This is a genomic window from Streptococcus sp. CF8_St5-17 (genome assembly GCF_024295665.1).
Taxonomy (GTDB): domain Bacteria; phylum Bacillota; class Bacilli; order Lactobacillales; family Streptococcaceae; genus Streptococcus.
Map to the genome: position 1 here is coordinate 392,584 of NZ_JANCOU010000001.1, position 22,885 is coordinate 415,468.

The window sequence follows — 22,885 nt, forward strand, 5'->3', positions numbered from 1 at the left end:
TCTATTATCTCCCTTCTTTATATTTTGGTAAACTAACACGTGTGAAAAATCCATCGCGACTTTCAAATTGAAGCTGGCCTCCTAGAATTGAAATACGCTCCATCATCTGTTTGAGTCCGTAGCCATAGGTCAAGGTTTCAAACCCAACTCCATTATCCTGCAACTCAATCATGTAATCTTCTTCGTCCTCAAAAAAATGGAGGTCCATGTGGCTGGCATGACCGTGGCGAACCGCATTAGTCATAGACTCTTGTATCACACGAAAGATTGTATCTTCAATCATGACGTCCATATCGACATCGATCCATTCATAGTTGAGATCAACTTGCAAGTTTGAAAGAATTTGGTACTCGCGGATTGTCTTTTCTAAAGCATCTTTGAGAGTTCGCTCCTCAAGGGCTCCTGGACGAAGGCGATTGAGAGAGCCTCTCACATCCTGGATTCCTTCACGGACGACTTCTGATACGTTTTTTACCTGCTCTTTGGCACGACTTGGATTGATATCAATCAAGACCCCGACAGCATCTAAACCTGCTGAAATCCCTGTTAACGCGTGTCCCAAGGTATCGTGAATCTCCCGAGCAATCCGCTTGCGCTCCCGATCCTCTGCAATCTTCTCAGATAAGGCCATATAGTTGTTCAACTCGGTATTAACCTTGGACACCATGGCCAGCTCTTGTTCAACTTCATGGTTTTCCGCAAGGACATTCATGATATAAAATAAAAGTGAAATAATGAAGAGTACCATATTCAAGGCGTAGAGGGAATTCTTTAAGAAAAAGGCCAAAATACGGATAGATTCAGGATAAAAATGAATATAGGTATCAAGAGAAGGAATTGGGAAGAAAAGCGAAAAGACGTCTGAATTGGTTACAAGGAGCATCAAGAAGCTCACTAGGATAAAGGCAAACCAATACTTCCGATCTCTCTTGGTATTCAACTCTTTGGAGCCATAGAAGATATCTGCAAAAACCAAGAGAATGAGCCCGTTATAAGCTATGTTCTGAACCCACATCAACAGTAACATCAGGAGAATCTCTAGAAGATTCCTCTTATCAAAAATGGACCATCGACTTGTTTGAGGTCTATAACGACTCATTGAGATTAAGGCAATCCCAGCAAATAAGATTGCTGACAACCAAAAAGTCGTAGATGGAGCAAAAGGAATACGCTCTAGGCGCTCCAATAATAGAGAGGCTTGGCGTTGAGCAATGATATAGTTGGTTGCTTGAAGATAGATGATGCTGTTGAGCATAACAGCAATAAAATTCACGACCATAAGAATGGCCAAACTGTATCGAACACCTCTAAACTTTCTCATTACTGCCACCCATTCACATCAAACTGATCAATGTTTTCCTTTGTCATCATTTCAACTGGAATGATCACCTCTTTGGTATAGCTCTTCCCTTCAGAAATATCTTGGATAACTTCCATAACACGGTCTCCCATCTTCAAGGGAGATTGAGCAACGGTTCCCACTACATCATCCGTCGAGTGCAACAAGGATTTCATATCTGGTGAGCCATCGATTCCATAAATTGCAATGGACTGGCTATTTCCTTGCTCCTTAATTGCAGCTAAAGCTCCTATAGCCGAGCGGTCATTTAAGGCAACCAAGGTATCAATTTCAATCCCTGATTGTAAAAAATTCTGGACAGCCGGCATGGCGATCTCCGTTTGCCCCTTGGTTTCTAGTTCCGATACAATCTGATAAGAACTGTGCCCCTCTATAGTGTCTTTAAACCCCTGAATCCGCGTATCTGCTGAGACAGTCCCTTTATGCTCCAAAAGGAGGACTCGAGCGCTAGAAGAACGTTTCATGAGCTCTTTAGCAATCATTACTCCCGCTTGGTAGTTATCAGATACAATACTTGCATCGGGCTTAAAATTTTTCAATTGGGTATCGACTGCAATGATTTTAATTCCTTGTTTTCTAGCTTTTTCAAGAGCAGTTAAAATGGACTGGCTATCCCCCTTGACCGGATTGATCACAATCACATCAACTTTTTGAGCACAAAAATCATCAATCTGCTGGCTCTGCCTTTCTTCATCCAATTCTGGATCTCGGACGCAAACAAGAGCTCCTCTTTCATCGGAAATTCGACTAATTTCCGAATGAATACTTTTATAGAACTCATTGTTCATGGTCATATAGGTTACACCAATTTTAGTCTGATCCTTGATGCCACTTGTTTGACAACGGCCAAAAATCCAAAAGAGAATACAGACCACTGGAATCAGCAGTAATATACGCTTTATCAGCCATTTCAACAATTCTTTTTTCTCTTTATTTTCCTTCAAATTTCATTCCTTTTCTGAAAACTCTGAATATATAATACTTTATTCTACTACTTTTTCAAAAAAAATGCTTGATTTTATTGTACAAGTACATTTATTTGACCTATTTTAAGAAGTAATTTCCGAACAATAAAACTAGAAACAATAGAAAAAGCTGGTCTATAAACGAACCAGCTTTTTCTATAATCAATCCTAGAAGGGAAGTTCCTCCTCTTCCAAAACCAGATCTGCTAAGTCTTGACCAGCATTATTTTCACGCATAGCACGTTGGGCGCGACTTTCCAAAAGTTGAAATCCTGTAGCAAGAACTTCGGTCACGTAGTTGGTCTGACCATTCTTCTCGAACTTACGGGTACGAAGTTCCCCATCGATAGAAATGAGACTGCCTTTAGTCGCGTAGCTAGCCAAGGTTTCAGCCAATTTCCCCCAGACAACAATATTGATGAAGTCCGCTTCACGTTCCCCATTTTGGTCCTTAAAACGACGGTTAATAGCAATCGTCGCACGAGCTACAGACTTATCATTGTTGGTTTTGTGCAATTCGGGTGTAGACGTCAAGCGTCCAATCATAATCACTTTATTATACATTTTTCATCCTCCTACTTATCTATTCGAAGGAAATCAAAAAAAGTTACAAGATTTGTAACTTTTTTAAAAATAATATTAATCTCGATGAATCATAAACCCAGTTGCTTGTTGATTAGCCATGATGGTCATATCTGTGATTTGCACACGACGAGGTTGACTGGTCACATAAACCACTGCATCAGCGATATCTTGTGCCTGTAAGGCTTCAAGCCCCTGGTAAACAGTCGCAGCCCGTGCCTCATCTCCATGGAAACGGACTTTTGAAAAATCAGTCTCTACAATTCCTGGCTGAATAGTGGTCACCTTGATATCTGTCGCAATGGTGTCAATCCGAAGCCCGTCTGAAAAAGTTTTGACTGCAGCCTTGGTTGCTGAATAGACTGCTGCACCAGCATATGCGTAAATCCCTGCAGTAGAACCCATATTGATAATATGCCCTTGATTAGCTACTACCATAGAAGGCAAGAGACAGCGTGTAACTGCCATTAAACCCTTGACATTGGTATCCAACATGGTCAACATATCCAACTCTTCATAGTCCTGATAAGGCGATAAGCCTAGAGCCAGTCCAGCATTATTGATCAAGATATCAACCTGACCTACAGTCTCTAAAATTTCCGAACAAACAGTCTTTACCATGCTCATATCTGTAACATCTAACGGAAAGGTCCAGACTTTTTGATTTGGAAATGCTTCTACAAACTCAGCTTTTAGAGCTTGGAGTCTTTCTGTTCGACGTCCTGTGAGTACAACATTCTCACCTTTTTCTAGATATGCACGCGCAATGGCTTCACCGATACCTGATGTTGCACCTGTAATGACTACATTTTTTGCCATCCTATTTTCCTCAAGCAAAGATTATAAATCACTTTTAGTAATTAAGCAGTCCAGTGTGTAGCTGGGTCAAAGGGTGTTCCAACTACCTGGTCGTCTGATAATTCAATGACACCACGTTTTTGGGGAGCATTTGGCAAGGCAAGTTCACGAGGACTACACATCATACCAAAACTCTTTTCCCCTCGAAGTTCCCCTGGAAAAATGAGATTACCTTTTGGCATCATAGCTCCAGGAAGAGCTACAATGGTTTTCAAACCGACACGCGCATTGGGAGCACCTGCAACGATCTGCACTGTCTTGTCACTTCCAACAGCCACTTGGCAGATATTGAGGTGGTCACTATCTGGATGAGCAACCATTTCTACAATCTCACCAACCACAAATTTGGGTTCCTTGTCATTGATGATTTCTTCAGCAAATCCTTCTTCTTGCAATTCTTGGTTCAAACGTGCTACTTGGTCGTCAGTTAAAAAGACTTGCCCGCGCTCAGCGATTTCAAACATACTAGAAACTTCAAAAATGTTCCAAGCGACAGTCTCACCAGTTTCTTTTAGGAAAACACGCGCTACATTACCTTTACGCTCAACATCTAGTTTGTCATCTCCACTGTTTTTCACGATGACCATAAGGACATCGCCGACATGTTCTTTATTATATGTAAAAATCATTCTTTTCTCCTATTTCAAACTTGCTAAAAAGTCATTGATTTGCCCCTTGGTTTTACGGTCACGATTGACAAAACGTCCAATCTCCTTGTCCTTGTCTAAAACAACAAGACTTGGAATCCCGTATACATCCCAAAGTTTAGCAAGTTCCATGTACTCATCTCGGTCTACCCGTATAAAAGTGAACTCTGGATTTGTCTCTTCAATCTCTGGCAAGGCAGGATAGATATAACGGCAATCGCCACACCAATCCGCAACAAAAAGGAAGACCTTCTTGCCATCCTGCTCTACTAGATTTGCTAATTCTTCTATATTTTTAGGAGAAATCATAAGGCTTCCTCCTCGTAGATGAGATCTTCATCTTCATAGACAAAGGTATAGTGACGACCATCTTCAAAAATGACACCACCAACAAGACGTTCTAGGCTACTTTCGTATACTTGGACATAGAGAGTCCCAATCTCACCCATTTCTGAGAAATAGTCACGCACAATAGCAGTTAACTCTTCCTGTGTCTTCATAAGTTTGTGATCATCAGCTACTTTCTTAGCACCAAAGGCAAGTGCTCCAAGCCCTGCCACTACTAAACCTGTTTTAATAATATTTTTCGTTTTCATGCTAACATTGTAACACAAAAAGGCTCAAGGAACAATGAAAAAGAGAGTGGGACAGAAATCGGTAATTCGTTAGAATTCGATTTCGTCGTCCCACCTCCGCACAGTTGAGTAGGGCTGTAAAAGCTGATGAAATCAGCGTAGTAGAGCCCACTCAACCACTGCGTCTTGCTCGACAATCCAAAGACAATTGAGAGGCTAGGACTTTTGTCCCAGCCTCCTTTCCAATTTCTAAACATTAATAATTTCTCTCGCCAAATAAACCTTCTGGTAAATCATGGAATCCCTTGCCTGCCTTGAAGTTTTCAAATTTACCTAGTAAGAACTGGTAGGCATCCAAGCGACTCTCGTAGCGAATCATGGCATCTTTAGCGCGCTCATCTTGATCTTCTTCATAGACCTTTTGACTTTCCTTAAGAGCCATATCGTTGATCATAATCTGGGTATTAACCCAGGCTTCAAATTCCTTCATAAATTCTTGCTCGTAACTCATTTTTTCTCCTTATTCTAATCCACGGAAATAGTCCGTGTCAATCTCACGGTAGGGTTGGATGTCCTGAACATATTCCAAGACTCCTTGAAACTCCCCTGCTTGATCGTGGACAGCTGCGTAAGTGACATGGACAAACTTTCCACGTGATTCTGACTTGAACCACATCTCGTACTTGTCCTTTTTCCCTTCACGAAGGCCTTGCATAATCGCTTTGACTTTCTCCAAATATTTTGGTGGATGGCATAGTTCGACATTTCGTCCAACTTGAGACGGTGTCCGCTTGAAAATCATTTCATCTGCTGGAGTATTGTCATTATAATACTGGAAAATATCATCCTTATTAACAAAGGTAATCTCCATCGGCAAATGATTAAGGATAAGATTCGCCTGTTCAACTGAGAGATAGCCATTGCCAAAAGCCTGCTGGCTATTGCGATCTAGCACCGTTTCCTTTTCCTTTGGTGTAAAGGTGATTGTAAACTGACCTTCTGGTGTATCGATCACTTGCTGAACTTGTCCATCTACAGTTTCTGACTGAGTTGGTTCTTCTACACTTTTTTCCTCAACAAAATGTTGACGTTCAGGAACCCATTTCTCAGACGGACGGATAATAGCATATCCATAGGCATCACTTTCCTCAGCAATCTGAATCCAGTCATCCTGGGTAAAGGATTCAAGCAGAATCATGAGAAGGATTGATTCTTCCTTAAAAATCATACTTTCAAACTCTGTCGCAAAAGCTTCAAAAGCTTCCTTTACGGTGGAAATTGGCACTTCTGGGAGCGACTTAGTAGCCACTAAGGCTGTTTGAAAGAGATCCCTAATCTGATCATCCACTCCCCACATAACTTTGGGAGGTGAATCATGGCCATAACGTTCCATGATAGGAAAGAAGAGCTCTTCCTTGCGCTGGTAGTGAATATCAAATTGACCAACAAGCCCCATCTGACGTACCAAGCCTTTGCGCATCTCAACCAGCATTTCCTCATCGTCCACAGATTCATAAGTCGAGAGCAATCTACGGACCCGAATCAAAGCAGCACGGAGAGCTAGATTTTCATCCTTAAAGACACGCACAGGGTGACCAGGATGCTCGGTGTCCTCAACTTCGACACCCTTAACAGCATTCTTAAAGAGATTGGCATGCACATCACATAGCTCCATGACGTCTTCAAATGTCACACCTGAGTCCGAGTTCATCAACTCGTGCTCCATAAGGGAAATCTCAATAGCAGATACACCTGTAAAGGTCGCATCAAAGCGTTCTTGAACGGACTCTGGAGAGGCTCCATTATGCAATTCTAATAAAATATCCCGCAGAATATAAATTCGTTCATCTGTCATTAGTCTAACCCAATCACTTCGTATCCATTCGCTTCAAGCGTACGCACAATCTTATCCATAGGAGTTCCTTCAAGCTTTGAGCCTTGTTTGAGCGACACTTTTCGCCCTACAGTATTACGCATCAAGGGATTTGCAAGAGGTTTAAAACCAAGCTCAACCAAAATACCTAAAACTTCTGGATGTTTATCCACCACTTCCGCAACTGGAATTGATACATCGATTATATTGTCCATGAGAACCTCCATGAGTCTATTTCTAATCATTTAACTGTTTTTATTATACCATAAGGAATGGGATTAAAAAAACTAGCAACACCAGACTTGCTAGTCTCATCATATCAGTCAGCTTCGATTACCTCAGCCTCTTTTCGAATAATTGCCATATCATTTTGATATTGCACTTCAGAATAGTTAACTAATTTGGATAATTCTTTTTGCAATCTTTCGCCCATGGGTTTCATAGTCGCATAGGTTAATCCCCCTGAAATAACCCCACCTAGAATAGGAATCGCTTTTCCCATTCCCTTTGCCAAGCCTCTCCTTGTAAGAGTAACCCCAAAAATTTTCATAACCTTTTTTAAAATAGGGTACCAGCCTGCTTTGGCTACGGCTTTCTGAGGTACTGTGGTCATTACATGTTTAGCGACTGTAACACCACCAGAACGAAGCAAGGCACCCGCTCCGTTTACCCCAAGCATGACCCCTAGATAAAGTAATAGTGTGTTTTTAGCTTCTTCACTTAACTCATTTCGTGATGCCCAAAGATCATTAAATCCATAAATATATCCCAATTCTTGGGCTAATTTCAAGGAAAAAGCATAAAACTGAGCTACATCCGTTGGAATAGTAAGCGCCATTAGAATACCTCCAGGTAGACCTGCTAGAACAGATGTTCCACTTGCTCGTAAAACATTATCCTTTATGCAGGACCTGGCTACCCTATCTAAGGTTTCCTGGGGTAATAATGAAGGAGGACCTTGTTCTAACAATTTGGCAATATCCTTCTTATCTAATTCTTTAGAGAACTTCTCCACTAAAAATTTTTCTCTATTTACTTTCACGACAGGAAGCTTTACAACTTGTTGTAAAACTTTTATAGCTATATCTTGTTTAGCCATCTATATCTCCATTTTATATTCAAGTTAAGCTTTATCATATCATACTATTAGAGATTTATACATTTTTTTAACCGACTTTTAAGAAGGGCAACTAATTAATCTATCATCATGTTTAAAGTAACAAAAAAGAGGGATTCCCCCTCTTTTTCTTAATTCTTATCCAGATTGCGTAACATTTCGTCAATCTTGTTTCCATACTCGATAGATTCGTCTTTGACGAAGGTCAAGTCTGGAATTTTATACAATTTCAAATTGTGACCAAGCTCACGTTTGATAGTTCCGGTTGCTTTTTCAAGCCCAATTTGGGCCTTTTGATTATCTGAAGCAAGATTACTCAAAATTGTGTAGTAAACCTTAGCTACAGACAAGTCCCCAAGCATCTGAACATCTGTGATGGTCACGCCTTGGACACGCGGATCACGGACTTTCTTTTGCAAAATCTCATTGACTTCACGCTTGATCTCCATGCCCACACGATCCGTACGGAAATGATTTGCCATGCTATTCCTTCCTCTCTATTGAACCAAAAGCTAGGCCAGCAGACCTAGCTTTTTCTAAACTTATTGATTTTCAATTCAAATTGGAACGAAGTTCAATTTGAACTCATCGGCTTCTTTCGCCGTGGTGAAAGTGATTAGGCTGATAATTCAGTTCAATCACTGGGGATTTTTGAGACTCTAGGCTCAAAAATAAGCAATGAAACCATCGGTTTGCTTGCGTCCCTCACCACCTAAGAAAGGAGCAAAAATTTTATCTCTTGATTTCTTCCATGACATAGGCTTCAATCACATCATCCATCTTGATATCATTGTAGCCATCAATCATGAGACCACCTTCACGGCCGTTTGTAACTTCTTTGACGTCATCTTTATAGTGTTTCAAACTTGCAAGTTCACCATCGTAAATAACGACACCGTCACGAATAACACGGACTTTAGAATCACGGGTAACTTTTCCGCTAGTAACCATAAATCCACCGATTGTTCCCACTTTAGATACTTTGAAGGTTTCACGGATAATCGCTTCACCGATAACTTTTTCTTCAAATTCTGGATCAAGCATACCTTTCATGGCTTCTTCCATCTCTTCGATAACCTTGTAGATGATGCTGTGGAGACGGATTTCTACATCGTCTGCTTCTGCTTGTTGACGAGCTTGTGGTGTAGGACGTACGTTGAAACCAATGATAAAGGCATTTGAAGCTTCAGCAAGAGTAACGTCAGATTCGTTGATGGCACCAACTGCTGAGTGGACGATGGTAACTTTTACACCTTCCACATCAATCTTTTGAAGGGAAGCAGCAAGGGCTTCAACTGAACCTTGTACGTCGGCTTTGATAATGACATTAACAGACTTGAGTTCACCAGCTTTAAGAGTGTCAAAGAGGTTTTCTAGGCTGACACGTTGTGTAGCTTGACGTTGCTTCATAAGAGCACGTTTAGCACGTTCTTCACCAGCTGCACGAGCAGATTTTTCATCTTCGTATACAGCAAAGTGATCACCCGCCATAGGTGCTTCATTCAAACCTGTAATAGATACTGGTGTTGATGGTCCTGCAACCTTAACACGACGTCCAAGGTCATTGGTCATGGCACGGACACGTCCGAAAGTATTACCAACAACGATTGGGTCTTGAACGTTCAAAGTACCTTGTTGAACAAGGAGGGTTGCAACCGCACCTTTTCCTTTATCCAAACGGGCTTCAATAACGGTACCGATGGCGCGAACGGTTGGGTCTGCTTTGAGTTCTTGGATTTCAGCCACAAGAAGAACAGTTTCCAAGAGTTCATCGATATTTTGGTTGAATTTAGCTGAGATCTCTACAAACTCAGAATCTCCACCCCAAGCTGTTGACATAACACCGTGTTCAGCCAATTCACCGATCACACGTTCTGGGTTGGCACCTGGTTTATCAATCTTGTTAATGGCAACGATGATTGGAACATTAGCTGCTTTTGAGTGGTTGATAGCTTCGATAGTTTGAGGCATAACCCCGTCATCTGCCGCTACGACCAAGATGGTAATATCAGTAACAGAGGCACCACGTGCACGCATAGAAGTAAAGGCCGCGTGTCCTGGTGTGTCGAGGAAGGTAATCTTCTTACCATTTTCTTCGATCTGATAGGCACCGATATGCTGAGTGATACCACCTGCTTCTCCTGTAGCAACACGAGAATTACGAAGGGTATCCAAAAGGGTTGTTTTACCATGGTCAACGTGTCCCATGATGGTTACAACCGGTGGACGCTCAATCAACTCATCTTCATTGAGGTATCCATCTTCTACGAAGAAGCGTTCGATATCCGCATTATCCACTTCAACCTTTTGTTTAGCTTCAATTCCGTAATCAACCATAAGGAGTTCAATTGTTTCACCATCCAGAGATTGGTTTTGAGTGGCCATTACGCCCATCATAAATAGTTTCTTAACAATCTCAGCTGGTTCACGTTTGATACGTTTTGCGATTTCCGCAACAGTCATACCATCTGTATATTCAAATTCTGTTGGCAACTCATGGAATTTACGCTCTGTAACAGGTTTTGGAGCCTGGTTACGGTTGTTTTGCTTGTTGCCTTTTTTATTTTTCTTATTGTTATTCCAGTTACTATTTCTTTGATTTCTCACTTGATTCTGACTACTTCGATTCTTTTGTTGTTTTCTAGGACCATCTTCTTCACGATCGTAATCATCACGATCTTTGTCTGGTCGGGCTTGTTTTTTACGACGTGTATCCACTACAGGCTCTTTGACTACAGGAGCTACTTCAACCACTTGCTGAGTTTGTTCAGCTAGCTTAGCAGCTTCTTCAAAGATTTCCTCTGGTTCTTTTCGTTTATTAGCTTGAGCCAAGGCTTCTTTGGCAACTTGAGACTGTTTGAAGCGTTCCTCGCTTGAGCGTGCGTATTCGGCATTTTGCTCTGCCTTCAGGGCTGCTGCACGAGCCTTGAAATCAATACGTGGTCCAGCTTGGTTCGGACGATTGTCCGCTTGTTGGCGGCGATCGTTCCCACGATTTCCTTGACCTTGCTGTTTCTTGGCTTGATCATTAAAACGACGATTGTCGCGGTTCCCTTGACCTGGTTTTCCACCATTACGGTTCTCATTCTTTTGACGGTTCCCGTTTTGTTGTTGGTCGCGGTTGTTGCCCTTGTTTTGCTTGCGTCGCTCTGCTTGCTCTTTTGCACGAGCTTCACGCTCTGCCTTGAAGTTTCGGCTTTGTGGTCTAGCAGCTACTACTTTTTCTTCCTTAGGAGCTACTGGTGTTTCAGATTTCTTTTCTACCTTCGCTTCACTTGCTTTTGGTGCTACAGGTTTTGCTTCTGCTTTAGGGGCAGCAGGCTTAAAGCTAGCAACGATTTTTTCAGCAGCATCAGCTTCAACGCTTGACGAGTGGCTCTTCACCTCCAAGCCCAACTCTTTTGCACGCGCTACAACTTCCTTACTTTCTTTTCCAAGTTCTTTTGCGATTTCGTACAATCTTTTCTTAGACAAATCATGTCCTCCTCTTCTATTCCATAAGAGACCTCATTTTCTTTGTAAATCCAGCATCTGTCACAGCTAAAACCTTTCTTGATTTCCCAACTGCTATGCTTAATTCCAGTGTTGAAAACACGGTTACAACTTCTACTTGATAATAGTGACTTTTATCTTGAATCTTCTTGGTCAGGTTGGGGGCAGCATCATGCGCTAGAAATACCAGCTTGGCTTTCTGTTCCTGAATGGCTTTGACAACCATTTCTTCACCCGAGATAATTTTCCCTGCTCGTTGAGCAAGTCCCAAGAGATTACTTACTTTTTGTTTATTCAAGTCCTAACTCTCTTCTTTTCACTTTGTGATCAACATAAGCAATCAACTCGTCATAAAAACTTTCTTCAACTTCCATGTTAAAGCTACGGTTAAAGACTTTTTTCTTTTTAGCCTCTAGGGCTTCTGCATTGTCTAGCTTGATATAAGCGCCACGGCCATTAGCCTTGCCTGTCGGGTCGATAAAGACCTCTCCTTCTTTGTTCTTGACAATACGGAGTAAATCTCGCTTATCAATTACTTCGTTGGAAACAACAGACTTGCGCAAAGGGATTTTTCTTGTTTTCATCTTCCCCTCCTCTTGCAGCTTTTATTCTTCTGTCAATTCTTCTGTGTCAGCGAAATCAACTTGACCTGCTTCTTCCATAGCTTCAAATTCACTTGCAGACTTGATATCGATACGGTATCCAGTCAAGTGAGCTGCCAAGCGAACGTTTTGTCCACGACGACCGATTGCAAGAGAAAGTTTATTATCTGGTACAACAACCAAGGCACGCTTGCTATCATTTTCATCAAAGATAACTTGGTCAACTTCGGCAGGAGCAATGGCATTGTAGATAAATTCAGCTGGATCTGCTACCCATTCGATAACGTCAATGTTTTCTTCTACTGGTACCATGCGGTCACTCTTAGCATCGTAGCGAGCTGGGTGGAATTTGCTAGTGATTTTCTTAATGTTTGCACCACCACGTCCAACGATTGTTCCGATAGCATCAACGTTAGGATTGTGGCTACGAACCGCAACTTTCGTACGATCACCTGCTTCACGGGCTACGCTCATGATTTCAACAGTTCCGTCGTAAACTTCAGGAATTTCTTGTTCCATCAAACGTTTTATCATTTCTGGATGGCTACGACTTACAAAGACGTTAACTCCACGAGGGTTGTCTTCCACTTTGTAGACATAAACTTCAATACGATCGTGGGAAGCAAAGACTTCTCCAGGAATTTGGTCTTGTTTTGACAATTGAGCTTCGATGCTTCCAAGGTTGACGTAAATGAAGCGGTTGTCAAAACGTTCAACTGTACCTGACATGATTTCTTGTTCATGCTCTTTGTAAGTATTGTAGGTAATGGCACGTGTTTGCTTACGCATTTTCTCCATGATGGTTTGTTTAGCAGATTGGGCTGCTACACGACCAAACTCTCCTGGTGCTTCTTCAAATTTGATTTTATCACCAAGCTCATAGGCTGAATTAATGGCAAGGGCATCTTTCAAGCTAATTTCCAAACGGCTATCAAATACTTCATCAACAACTTCACGGACAGTGTAGACTGTAAAGTCACCTGTTTTTTCGTTGAAGTCGATAGCTACGCTATCTGATTGACCATAGCGTCTACGATAAGCAGAACGAAGTGATTCTACTACTGCGTCGATGATATCTTCTTTCTTGATTCCCTTGTCTTCTTCCAAAATGCGGAAGGCCTCTAGCATTTCTTTACTCATGTTCTTTTTACTTTTGAATTCTCAAAAGCTATCCTTTCTTTCTATAATTTTACTGCTAAACGTGCTTTTGATACCAAGTTATATGGAATTTGGACTGTTTTCTTGCGCGTTTTATCCATATATTCCATAGTCAACTCGTCCTCTTCAAAGGACAACAAGGTTCCTTCAAAAACCTTTTGCTTGTCGATGGCTTGATAGAGCCCGACATGGATGTATTTCCCGACCGCTCCAGCGACTGCTTCCTTGGTTTTCAAAGGACGCTCCAATCCTGGACTGGTAATTTCTAGGAAATATTGTTCTGGGAAGGGATCCGGCTTGATAGTGTCTAGGACAGGACTGATAATTTCAGTCAAGTCTGCTGTATCATTCAAGGTGATTCCTTCAGGCTTGTCTACAAAAATACTAAGAATCATGTCACTACCAATTTTTCCATACTCGATATCTACGAGTTCAAAAGGAGCTTCAATGACAGGTTCTACGACTTCTCTGACTAATTCAACGATCGTTGCGATTGCGTCCACCTCCTCATAAGCAAGAGGCGAAGATATCTCCCCGCCTCTCTTTCTTATATTCTTGCTAATAGTATAGCACTTTTATGTACTAATGTAAAGCATAAGCACCCAAATAGCTTGGATTCAAGCTTTTTCTTAAAATTCTGCCTCAACTCGGTAGATAACTTGCCCCTTACTTGAGAACTTTTGCTCATACTCAGTCATGACATTTCCTTCAAAGTCGCTGGCATGTAAATCAAGCCAAACAGCATTTAGCTTCATACCATATTGTGAAAAGCTCACTAAACTATATTCAAACAAGCCACGATTATCTGTCTTGAAATGAATTTCACCATGTTCAGGCAAGATTCGCTTAAAGGTATCCAAGAAGCTCTTGTAGGTCAAACGACGTTTCTCATGACGTTTTTTAGGCCATGGATCCGAGAAATTCAAATACAAGCGGTCGATTTCGCCATCTTCAAAATAATTGGTCAATTCTGAACCATCAACCCATAGAAGTTTGATATTGGGAACTCCAACTTCTAAGACCTTGTCTAAGGCATAGCTTAATACAGACTTCTGAATATCAATCCCGATATAGTTGATACCAGGATTTTGTTTGGCCATTCCTGTTACGAAAGCTCCTTTGCCACTACCAACCTCTACATGGATTGGATTGTCATTACCAAACAAATCTCGCCACTTACCTTTAGCTTCTGCGGGATTTAAAACAACGTACTGCGGATTAGCCTCTAACAGTTCTGTTGCACCTTTACGATTTCTAACTCTCATTTTTTCTTTCCATACTTATCTCGGAAGCTACGCAAAGCATAAATCTCCCGATTTACATTATCCAAATCTTGATTTTCATAGTATTTGGTAATTAGGCTCAAAAAGGACAGTTGAGCATACCAATATAACTTATTCAAAACTGTTTGATTGTACTTGTAGCCATAATTAGTCAGCCACTCTTGCCATTGAAACTCTGGAATATAGTGACAGAGTAGATAGGCCACATCAAACATACGATCAGTCAAGCGAACAGAATCCCAGTCTACCAAGTAAATCAAGCCGCTCTCTGTCTCAAACCAATTGCTGTGACGAACATCCCCATGAACTATGGTTGCATAATCTTCCCTAAACCCAGGAAGGTTCTCACGCAAGTCACCTAGAACCATACGTAGATACTGGTTATTTTTCAACGCATCAGGAGCCTTATTTACCCATGATTGAAGCAAATCCGAAGGCGTTTCTAATGCATACCCCAAGCGTGTCAACTGGGTCATTAAGGGACGTGAACGGTGTAAACGGGTCAAAATATCGATAATTTGTTTACGGTTCATATCTCCTGGCGTCAAAATGTTCCCTGTCAACCATTCCTGAGCAGACATATCACGACCGTCTGGCAAACGACGGCTCCAGAGTAATTGCGGCGCAATTTGCTCTCTAGCTAAACCAGGCAGGATTGGAGAAGTATTCATTTTTATAAAAACACGTTTTCCATCAGGATAACTCCCCATATAAGCTTTTCCACTCTTCCCAGATATCGGGGTTAGCGTTAGCTCAATATCACCCAAGTCCATTTTTTTCCTCCGAATAAAGTTTCCTTATTATTCTACTAATTTTTATGCTATTCGTCAACCAATCTTCTCAGTTGATATGGCAAATAAAGATATTGCAATACAAGGCCTGCTCCCACAAGGACTAAAACTAGAATTTTGTCCTTGAAAACAAGCAATCCTAAAAGACTTTCCAAGGCTAAGGCAAAGATCCCAATCGCTCTCAAGATTTCCTTCAAGCCTTTCTCTTTTTGCCCCTTACCTACTGGGAATAATTGCGTTAAATATTGATAGTCAAAGGCATGATAGAGGGCTAGAAGCTGGAATAACAAAAGATAATTGAATAAAATTACAATTGCTACCGCAATCCAAGATTGCTCAATGAAGATGAGAGCGGTCAAAGATAGGATTATGAGTCGCAGACTAAGGGCGAATAAATCTCCATTTCTAAGATAGGAGCGGAGATAAAGATTCTGCCAGATTTTCCCTGGTACTTTCTGAACGCCCTTGAGGATAAAGTCCAGGTAAGCTCGACGTTTAACACTGTTTGAAATTCCCTTAACCTGGGTAAAGAGGGCAAAAAACCGAAGCAAGAACTGCTTGCGTTTGCTTTCCTGGGCAATGGCAAAATCCCAGTCAAGTCCATTTCCAAGGAAAAAGTTGCTAGACTTTTGGCGAAAAATCACATATTTTACTATCCCCAAGACAAGGAGATAGACTCCAAAAAACGGCAAACCAAGACCCATGGCTAAGAATAAAGGCGCAAACAGGAGCAAAAAGAGAGTCTGTACACTGACCCAAAAGATGAAAGAAATCAGACTCTGCTTCTGGATGTGTTCTCTCACTTCTTCTTCAGCAACTAAAAGAAATAGTTTGTCAGGCACTTCTAGATAGGTCGCAATACCACCCCAAAGCAAAAGTAAAATAGATATCATCCCAATCAAAATTAGGATTGGGAAATGATTCTCAGGAAAGTGTTGGAGCAACTGGTTGTACTGGTAGGCCAAAAATCCTAACAACACCAACAAAAATAAGACAAAATGGTCATTGAGCACATAACGGAGATAGCCCAAGCATTCCTTGCGAAATTCCTGCTTTCGTTTTAAAAACAAGTCCTTCATAACTCCTCCTCTTTGGTCAGAGCCAAATAGATATCATTGAGGCTTGCTTCTGGCATATCAAAGGCTTCTCGGAGCTGTTGGAGATTTCCTTTGGCTCTTACTTGACCTTTGTGAAGAATGACAAAAGAGTCACACATCTTTTCAGCAGAATCAAGAACGTGGGTACTCATAAGGATAGACTTTCCTTTTTTCTTTTCCGCTTCTAAAAGTTGAATCAAATCTGAAATCGCCAAAGGATCAAGACCAAGGAAAGGTTCGTCTACGATAAAGAGACTAGGATCCACGACAAAGGCACAGATAATCATAACCTTTTGCTTCATCCCTTTGGAAAAATGAACTGGAAACCAATCCAATTTTTGATCCAAACGGAACACTTTTAAAAGCGGCTCTACACGTTCAAAAGCTAGATTTTGCTCGATACCATAGGCCATAGCAACTGTCTCAATATGCTCTTTGAGAGTCAATTCTTCATACAAGCTAGGAGTTTCAGGAATATAACCAATCTGCTGACGATATTCACGAGGATTAGCACCTAAGGTTAGCCCGTCGATGAATATTTCTCCACTATAAGGTGTCAAAAGTCCAATAATCTCATTGATGGTCGTCGATTTCCCAGCACCATTGAGACCGATCAAACCGACCAACTGCCCACTTTCAACTGTAAAAGACACATCTTTCAAGACAGGGACATGAACGTAGCCACCTGTCAGATTTTTAATTTCTAACATATTTTCTCCAAATCTGGTATAATGTAGCTATATTATATCAAAATTCAATACAGTAGAGGTAGATTTTATGTCAGATTGTATTTTTTGTAAGATTATCGCAGGAGAAATCCCTGCAGCCAAGGTTTATGAGGATGAGCAAGTCCTTGCCTTTCTTGATATTTCTCAAGTAACACCTGGTCATACCTTGGTCGTACCTAAAGAACACTATCGCAACCTTTTAGAAATGGATTCGACGAGCTCTAGCCAACTCTTTGCAAAGATTCCAGTCATTTCTCAAAAGGTTATGAAAGCTACCCAAGCTGAAGGCATGAATATCATCGCCAACTGCGAAAAGGTAGCTGGACAAACCGTTTTCCATACCCATGTCCATCTAGTTCCTCGTTATGGTGCCGAGGATGACCTAAAAATTGACTTTGTTGCCCATGAACCTGACTTTGACAAACTTGCCCAAGTCGCTGAAACGATCAAAAACGCTTAAGGAGTTCCTATGAAACTATCAAATTTACTACTTTTTGCTGGATCAGCAGTCGGATCTTACCTCCTCGTTAAAAATCGTGAAGTTATCACTGAAGATGTTTTAGATACTACTGATCGAGTTGAAGCAATCAAAGGTGATTTAGATGTTATCCAAAATAGCTTACAAATTATCAATCAACAAAAAGAAGTCATCAAGGAATACCAAGAAGACCTAACCTATAAATTTAAAGTCTTAGAAAAAGACCTCCAAGCAAGACTTGCTGTGATAAAAGAACTACGAGAAACTGAAGAAAACTAAAGAAAGGAAAGCATCCAACTTTCCTCATATCCCCTTAAATCCATCTTGGATTACCAGCTCCTAATAGAAAAGGGAGGGACTAAACATGAAACAGTTTTTAAAAGTCATCTTGATTATTTCTGGTTGCTTCTGTCTTTTTGTAACCCTAGCTTTTCTACTTGTGGCCAATCTTTTCAAGGCCTCATCAAGTGACATTCGAGAAGGAAATGAAACCTTAAAACAAATCTTTATCTCCCTTGACCTGCCTCCTGAGAAAGTTGAATCAAACGGACACTATCAATACGAGGGGGGAGGCTTGGATTTTTATGTGACTTTTTCAGATGAGGTTATCAATAGCCACCCTGTCCTGAAAGAAAGTCCAAACCTCACTAAAAACCGACTCAAAGTCTATGTCCTACAGGCAGGTGATATTTCCTATAGAAAAGTAGAAGATAATTTGTTTAATCATGGTTTATTCCAGTTTTTAGAGGAGGAAGGCGAGAAATATTTCCGAGAAAACGGAAAGAAATCACATTCTTCTTACACAATTCTAACTTTGAAGGATTCGGAAAGCATGAAAAAGGGAATCGCATTCTATGAAAAAGCTTTGACCTTGGTGGATATCCAGGATAATTCGGCGATTAAGCACATTGATACCGTAACTGTGAAACCCGGCAAAGAATCAGAACTCAAGCAACTCATCCAGGAAATGGATAAAGCCGGCTTGCTCATTCAAAAGTATAAATAGTAGACTAACTGGAAAATGATTTTCTGAAGCTAAATTTTTCAAGATAACACAAAAAGAGCCAATCGGCTCTTTTGTTTTATTCACCTTCGAAGGCATCCTTAATATGGTCAAAGAAGCCTTTTTTCTTTGGATTAACTTTCAAATCACCTGCAGCTGCGAATTCTTTCAAGGCTGCTTTTTGACGTTCGTTCAAGCCTGTTGGAGTCACGACATTAACAGTGACATATTGGTCACCAACAGCACCACCACGTAGGCTCGGAGCTCCCTTACCACGTAGGCGGAATCGTTTACCGGTTTGAGTTCCCTCTGGAATCACTAATTCAACATCACCGTGAACAGTTGGGATATCTACAGTATCACCAAGAGTTGCTTGGACGATATTGAGGTTTAACTTGTAGAAAATAGTTGTTCCTTCACGTTCAAATTTGTCGCTCGGCTCAACATTAACAACAACATACAAGTCACCGTATGGTCCGCCGTTAAATCCAGCCTCCCCTTGACCAGCTAGACGAATTTGTTGACCAGTTTCGACACCTGCTGGAATTTTTACATGGACACTGTGGGCTTGTTTTTCATGACCTGTTCCATGACAAGTTGTACATGGATCTTTGATTTCTTTTCCACGACCATGACAGACATCACAGGTTACTTGGCGACGCATCATACCAAGCGGTGTTTGAGTATCGACGTTGATAACACCAGAACCGTGACAGCGTCCACAAGTAACTGGACTTGTTCCAGGCTTAGCACCAGATCCGTTACAAGTACGACAGCTAGCTTCACGATTGTATTTGACTTCTTTTTCAGTACCAAAGATGGCTTCTTCAAAAGTCAAATTGACGCGATATTGGAGGTCATCCCCTTGACGAGGTGCGTTTGGATTGCGAGAAGAACCGCCTCCGCCGAAAAAACTTGAGAAGATATCTTCAAAGCCACCAAAGCCTCCTGCACCATCGAAGCCACCGAAACCGCCTGCACCACCAAAGCCACCATTGGCACCAGCAGCACCATATTGGTCGTAAGCAGCACGTTTTTGTTCGTCACTTAAGGTCTCATAAGCTTCTTGAACTTCCTTGTACTTGTCCTCAGCACCAGGCTCCTTGTTGATATCTGGGTGATATTTTTTAGATAATTTCCGATAGGCTTTCTTGATTTCATCCTGAGATGCATTCTTTGAAACGCCCAAACGGTCATAAAATTCAGTATTGTTCATACAAGATACTAAGAGCGAACAGAAAGCGACTGAAATTTAGGAAACCGACAAGAAATCCTGATTTCTTAGGTGGTTTATCTAATTTCCAAGCTTTCCGCTCGAGTTCAATTCCCCGAACGCTCTTTGTTCCTTTCTATTGATGTTGTAAATCAAACCACGATGTAGGTCGGGTTCAATTCCTTTCTTTCATATTGAGTAAGAAACTTTAGAGCTCGGCTTCAATTCCCCGAACACTCTTTGTTCCTTTCTATTGATGTTGTGAATCAAACCACGATTTAGGTCGGGTTCAGTTCCTTTCTTTCATATTGAGTAAGAAACTTTAGAGCACGGGTTCAATTCCCCGAACACTCTTTGTTCCTTTCTATAATTTTTATGTAAATCTTCAGAGGCTGTTTTCTATACTTCGCTTCACTTGATCAAACTCTTGGTCTGATAGAGTAAATATCAAATCCTCTTCTGAGTAGTCGTTTCGTTCTTTAAAATAGTTGTCCGTATTAGCTGCCAAGCCTAAACTTAGAATCACTTTTCTTGCAAACTCTTGATGGGCAAAACCGATAGCCGTAATGATCTGTTTATCTTGCACAAGAACTTTCGGTTGGAAATTTTCACGTGGAAGAAATTCAAAATAGTCAAAGAAGTTTTGCCAAATTCCACCTGTAAATTTCGTGTCCTTCAACAGACCTGCTTTCGCTAATAAAAGAGGCGCTGAAGAAATGGCTGCAATGAGGATATCTTGCTCACCAAGATCCCTCAAGAACGAAATCAATTTCTCATCCTGTAGGGCAGGGCCTATATTGACCATTCCTGGCAAAATCACGCAAGAATACTCTTCTATACAGATTTGATCTAGTGTTTTAGTTGGTTGACAGGGCAAGCCATCCTCAGAGACCACCATCGAATGATCTGAAGCGGCATAATCAATCATGACGTCAAAAGACAGAGCTAAAGTACTTGTTAAAGCGGTTATCTCATAGAGAGAAAAATTAGGATAAATGATACAAAGTACTTTTTTCATACGCAACATCCTCTATTTTACCGAAAAACAGAGGCTGGGTTGCAACCTCTGGATTTCTTCTTATACTTACTAGTTTAAAAACTAGTAATGCTGAATTGAGTTTCGGATTAAAGGAATCCTAAAATCTCGGAACCTTTCTTTATTTCAGGAGGTTCCGCTAAAACAATCCACTGGATTGTTTTACTTTTCCGTAAACTCTCCGTCTACGACGTCATCGCCTGCGTTTCCTGTTGCTTGTGCACCTTCTGCTCCTGCTTGAGCTTGTTGCGCTGCTGCGGCTTGTTCGTAGAGTTTAACAGCAAGTCCTTGAGCTTTTTCGTTCAATGCTTCAAGTTTTGCTTTCATTTCGTCCAAGTTGTTGTCTTCTTGAGCTTTCTTAAGATCATCAAGGGCAGCTTGTGCAGCATCACGTTCTGCATCAAAGCCTTTACCTTCAGTTTCTTTGATTGTCTTTTCAGTCGCAAAGATAGCTTGGTCTACTTCGTTACGAAGGTCAACTTCTTCTTTACGTTTCTTATCTGCTTCAGCGTTTGCTTCTGCATCTTTCATCATGCGGTCAATTTCTTCGTCCGTCAAACCTGAGTTAGATTGGATAACGATTGTTTGTTCTTTTTGAGTTCCAAGATCTTTGGCTTTAACAGATACGATACCGTTCTTATCGATGTCAAATGTTACTTCGATTTGTGGAATACCACGAGGTGCAGCTGGGATATCTGTCAATTGGAAACGTCCAAGAGTCTTGTTATCTGCTGCCATTGGGCGTTCCCCTTGAAGAACGTGGATATCAACGGCTGGTTGGTTGTCTGCTGCAGTTGAGAAGACTTGTGATTTAGATGTTGGAATTGTTGTGTTGCGGTCGATGAGTTTTGTGAAGACTCCACCCATTGTTTCGATACCAAGTGACAATGGCGTTACGTCAAGAAGGACAACGTCTTTCACATCACCAGTGATCACACCACCTTGGATGGCAGCACCCATTGCAACTACTTCGTCAGGATTCACTGATTTGTTTGGTTCTTTACCAGTTTCAGCTTTAACAGCTTCAACAACGGCAGGGATACGAGTTGAACCACCGACAAGGATGACTTCGTCAATATCTGACAAGCTCAAACCTGCATCTGAAAGGGCTTGACGAACTGGAACTTTTGTACGTTCTACAAGGTCACGAGTCAAATCGTCGAATTTAGCACGAGTCAAAGTCATTTCCAAGTGAAGAGGTCCAGCCTCACCAGCAGTAATAAATGGCAAGCTGATTTGAGTTGAAGTCACTCCAGAAAGGTCTTTCTTAGCTTTTTCTGCTGCATCTTTCAAACGTTGAAGAGCCATCTTGTCGTTTGACAAGTCGATACCATTTTCTTTCTTGAATTCTGCTACTAAGTAGTCGATGATTTTTTGGTCAAAGTCATCACCACCGAGTTTGTTATCCCCCGCAGTTGCCAATACATCAAAGACACCATCACCGAGTTCGAGGATAGATACGTCAAATGTACCACCACCAAGGTCGAATACCAAGATTTTTTCTTCTTTGTCAGTCTTGTCCAAACCGTAAGCAAGAGCTGCTGCAGTTGGTTCGTTGACGATACGTTCTACTTCAAGGCCAGCGATTTTACCAGCGTCTTTAGTTGCTTGACGTTGAGCATCGTTAAAGTAAGCTGGAACTGTGATAACAGCCTTGGTTACTTTTTCACCAAGGTATTCTTCCGCATAACCTTTCAAATATTGAAGGATCATCGCTGAGATTTCTTGTGGAGTGTATTCTTTGCCGTTAGCAGAAACTTTTTCAGAAGTACCCATCTTAGATTTGATAGAGATAACTGTATCTGGGTTTGTAACTGCTTGACGTTTTGCAGCGTCACCAACGATGATTTCACCGTTTTTGAATGACACTACAGATGGAGTTGTACGGTTTCCTTCTGGGTTTGCGATGATTTTTGATTCAGTTCCTTCAAGAACTGCCACTGCTGAGTTTGTTGTACCTAAGTCAATACCAATAATTTTAGACATATGTTTTTCTCCTTAAATTTTATATTCTATTTTTCTTTTTG

27 protein-coding genes are annotated in these 22,885 nt (G+C 41.2%); 3 read left to right on the plus strand and 24 right to left on the minus strand.

Going from position 1 to position 22,885, the window contains the following annotated elements; translation table 11 throughout:
• Positions 1-4: 4 nt before the first annotated feature.
• From NMM19_RS01875 to NMM19_RS01975, 21 genes are all read right to left on the minus strand, one after another.
• Positions 5-1,321, minus strand: a complete 1,317-nt coding sequence (locus NMM19_RS01875; protein ID WP_004251849.1) for a sensor histidine kinase — start codon at positions 1,319-1,321, stop codon at positions 5-7.
• Positions 1,321-2,304: a substrate-binding domain-containing protein gene (locus NMM19_RS01880; protein WP_004251845.1), complete on the minus strand. Its 984-nt coding sequence runs from the start codon at positions 2,302-2,304 to the stop codon at positions 1,321-1,323. Before NMM19_RS01880 ends, NMM19_RS01875 begins: the two co-directional genes overlap by 1 nt.
• Before the next feature lie 189 nt (positions 2,305-2,493).
• Positions 2,494-2,889, minus strand: a complete 396-nt coding sequence (locus NMM19_RS01885) for a single-stranded DNA-binding protein (protein WP_004251844.1) — start codon at positions 2,887-2,889, stop codon at positions 2,494-2,496.
• 75 nt (positions 2,890-2,964) lie between these two features.
• Positions 2,965-3,726: an SDR family NAD(P)-dependent oxidoreductase gene (locus NMM19_RS01890; RefSeq protein ID WP_178895418.1), complete on the minus strand. Its 762-nt coding sequence runs from the start codon at positions 3,724-3,726 to the stop codon at positions 2,965-2,967.
• 41 nt (positions 3,727-3,767) lie between these two features.
• Positions 3,768-4,394: a YtpR family tRNA-binding protein gene (gene ytpR, locus NMM19_RS01895; protein ID WP_178895419.1), complete on the minus strand. Its 627-nt coding sequence runs from the start codon at positions 4,392-4,394 to the stop codon at positions 3,768-3,770.
• A gap of 9 nt (positions 4,395-4,403) precedes the next feature.
• Positions 4,404-4,721: a thioredoxin family protein gene (locus NMM19_RS01900; RefSeq protein ID WP_178895420.1), complete on the minus strand. Its 318-nt coding sequence runs from the start codon at positions 4,719-4,721 to the stop codon at positions 4,404-4,406.
• A complete protein-coding gene (locus NMM19_RS01905; RefSeq protein ID WP_178895421.1) occupies positions 4,718-5,008 on the minus strand; it encodes a DUF4651 domain-containing protein in 291 nt (96 codons plus the stop codon). The genes NMM19_RS01900 and NMM19_RS01905 overlap by 4 nt, the downstream gene beginning before the upstream one ends.
• Before the next feature lie 235 nt (positions 5,009-5,243).
• Entirely contained in the window at positions 5,244-5,498 is a 255-nt protein-coding gene (locus tag NMM19_RS01910) for a DUF1912 family protein (protein WP_004251830.1), read from the minus strand.
• A gap of 9 nt (positions 5,499-5,507) precedes the next feature.
• Entirely contained in the window at positions 5,508-6,842 is a 1,335-nt protein-coding gene (locus NMM19_RS01915) for a DUF438 domain-containing protein (protein ID WP_254729680.1), read from the minus strand.
• Positions 6,842-7,075, minus strand: a complete 234-nt coding sequence (locus NMM19_RS01920) for a DUF1858 domain-containing protein (protein ID WP_000368742.1) — start codon at positions 7,073-7,075, stop codon at positions 6,842-6,844. The genes NMM19_RS01915 and NMM19_RS01920 overlap by 1 nt, the downstream gene beginning before the upstream one ends.
• Before the next feature lie 104 nt (positions 7,076-7,179).
• Positions 7,180-7,959 carry a hypothetical protein gene (locus NMM19_RS01925; RefSeq protein ID WP_178895423.1) on the minus strand — a complete coding sequence of 260 codons (780 nt, stop codon included), beginning with the start codon at positions 7,957-7,959 and terminating at the stop codon, positions 7,180-7,182.
• A 149-nt stretch (positions 7,960-8,108) separates the two neighbouring features.
• Complete coding sequence (gene rbfA / locus NMM19_RS01930) at positions 8,109-8,459, minus strand: 30S ribosome-binding factor RbfA (RefSeq protein ID WP_049549654.1); 351 nt, start codon at positions 8,457-8,459, stop codon at positions 8,109-8,111.
• Between the two features lie 250 nt (positions 8,460-8,709).
• Complete coding sequence (infB, locus tag NMM19_RS01935) at positions 8,710-11,451, minus strand: translation initiation factor IF-2 (protein WP_178895424.1); 2,742 nt, start codon at positions 11,449-11,451, stop codon at positions 8,710-8,712.
• Positions 11,452-11,467: 16 nt separating this feature from the next.
• Entirely contained in the window at positions 11,468-11,767 is a 300-nt protein-coding gene (locus NMM19_RS01940; RefSeq protein ID WP_178895425.1) for a YlxQ-related RNA-binding protein, read from the minus strand.
• Positions 11,760-12,053 (minus strand): RNase P modulator RnpM, encoded by a 294-nt coding sequence (locus tag NMM19_RS01945; RefSeq protein ID WP_006144965.1) that lies wholly within the window; start codon positions 12,051-12,053, stop codon positions 11,760-11,762. The genes NMM19_RS01940 and NMM19_RS01945 overlap by 8 nt, the downstream gene beginning before the upstream one ends.
• 21 nt (positions 12,054-12,074) lie before the next feature.
• Positions 12,075-13,211, minus strand: a complete 1,137-nt coding sequence (nusA, locus tag NMM19_RS01950) for a transcription termination factor NusA (protein WP_178895426.1) — start codon at positions 13,209-13,211, stop codon at positions 12,075-12,077.
• 41 nt (positions 13,212-13,252) lie between these two features.
• The gene (gene rimP, locus NMM19_RS01955) at positions 13,253-13,732 is read right to left on the minus strand and encodes a ribosome maturation factor RimP (RefSeq protein ID WP_004251813.1); all 480 of its coding nucleotides are present in this window, start codon (positions 13,730-13,732) and stop codon (positions 13,253-13,255) included.
• Positions 13,733-13,858: 126 nt separating this feature from the next.
• Positions 13,859-14,494 (minus strand): tRNA (guanosine(46)-N7)-methyltransferase TrmB, encoded by a 636-nt coding sequence (gene trmB, locus NMM19_RS01960; protein ID WP_178895427.1) that lies wholly within the window; start codon positions 14,492-14,494, stop codon positions 13,859-13,861.
• The gene (ccrZ, locus tag NMM19_RS01965; RefSeq protein ID WP_178895428.1) at positions 14,491-15,285 is read right to left on the minus strand and encodes a cell cycle regulator CcrZ; all 795 of its coding nucleotides are present in this window, start codon (positions 15,283-15,285) and stop codon (positions 14,491-14,493) included. The genes trmB and ccrZ overlap by 4 nt, the downstream gene beginning before the upstream one ends.
• A gap of 47 nt (positions 15,286-15,332) precedes the next feature.
• Positions 15,333-16,382: an ABC transporter permease gene (locus NMM19_RS01970; RefSeq protein ID WP_178895429.1), complete on the minus strand. Its 1,050-nt coding sequence runs from the start codon at positions 16,380-16,382 to the stop codon at positions 15,333-15,335.
• On the minus strand, positions 16,379-17,110 hold the full coding sequence (locus NMM19_RS01975) for an ABC transporter ATP-binding protein (protein WP_178895430.1): 732 nt from the start codon (positions 17,108-17,110) through the stop codon (positions 16,379-16,381). Before NMM19_RS01975 ends, NMM19_RS01970 begins: the two co-directional genes overlap by 4 nt.
• Before the next feature lie 67 nt (positions 17,111-17,177).
• Here NMM19_RS01975 and NMM19_RS01980 point away from each other — a divergent pair, with 67 nt between their 5' ends.
• The 3 genes from NMM19_RS01980 (at position 17,178) to NMM19_RS01990 (ending at position 18,612) form a co-directional block, all read left to right on the plus strand.
• Positions 17,178-17,588: an HIT family protein gene (locus NMM19_RS01980; protein ID WP_178895431.1), complete on the plus strand. Its 411-nt coding sequence runs from the start codon at positions 17,178-17,180 to the stop codon at positions 17,586-17,588.
• Between the two features lie 9 nt (positions 17,589-17,597).
• On the plus strand, positions 17,598-17,885 hold the full coding sequence (locus NMM19_RS01985) for a hypothetical protein (RefSeq protein ID WP_178895432.1): 288 nt from the start codon (positions 17,598-17,600) through the stop codon (positions 17,883-17,885).
• An 85-nt stretch (positions 17,886-17,970) separates the two neighbouring features.
• Positions 17,971-18,612, plus strand: coding sequence for a hypothetical protein (locus tag NMM19_RS01990; protein WP_178895433.1), 642 nt, complete (start codon positions 17,971-17,973; stop codon positions 18,610-18,612).
• 76 nt (positions 18,613-18,688) lie between these two features.
• On the opposite strand, the gene dnaJ is transcribed toward NMM19_RS01990, so the two are convergent.
• The 3 genes from dnaJ to dnaK form a co-directional block, all read right to left on the minus strand.
• Positions 18,689-19,825, minus strand: coding sequence for a molecular chaperone DnaJ (dnaJ, locus tag NMM19_RS01995; protein ID WP_178895434.1), 1,137 nt, complete (start codon positions 19,823-19,825; stop codon positions 18,689-18,691).
• 382 nt (positions 19,826-20,207) lie between these two features.
• The gene (locus NMM19_RS02000; RefSeq protein ID WP_178895435.1) at positions 20,208-20,840 is read right to left on the minus strand and encodes a DJ-1/PfpI family protein; all 633 of its coding nucleotides are present in this window, start codon (positions 20,838-20,840) and stop codon (positions 20,208-20,210) included.
• Between the two features lie 180 nt (positions 20,841-21,020).
• Positions 21,021-22,844 carry a molecular chaperone DnaK gene (gene dnaK / locus NMM19_RS02005; protein ID WP_178895436.1) on the minus strand — a complete coding sequence of 608 codons (1,824 nt, stop codon included), beginning with the start codon at positions 22,842-22,844 and terminating at the stop codon, positions 21,021-21,023.
• Between the last annotated feature and the right edge of the window lie 41 nt (positions 22,845-22,885).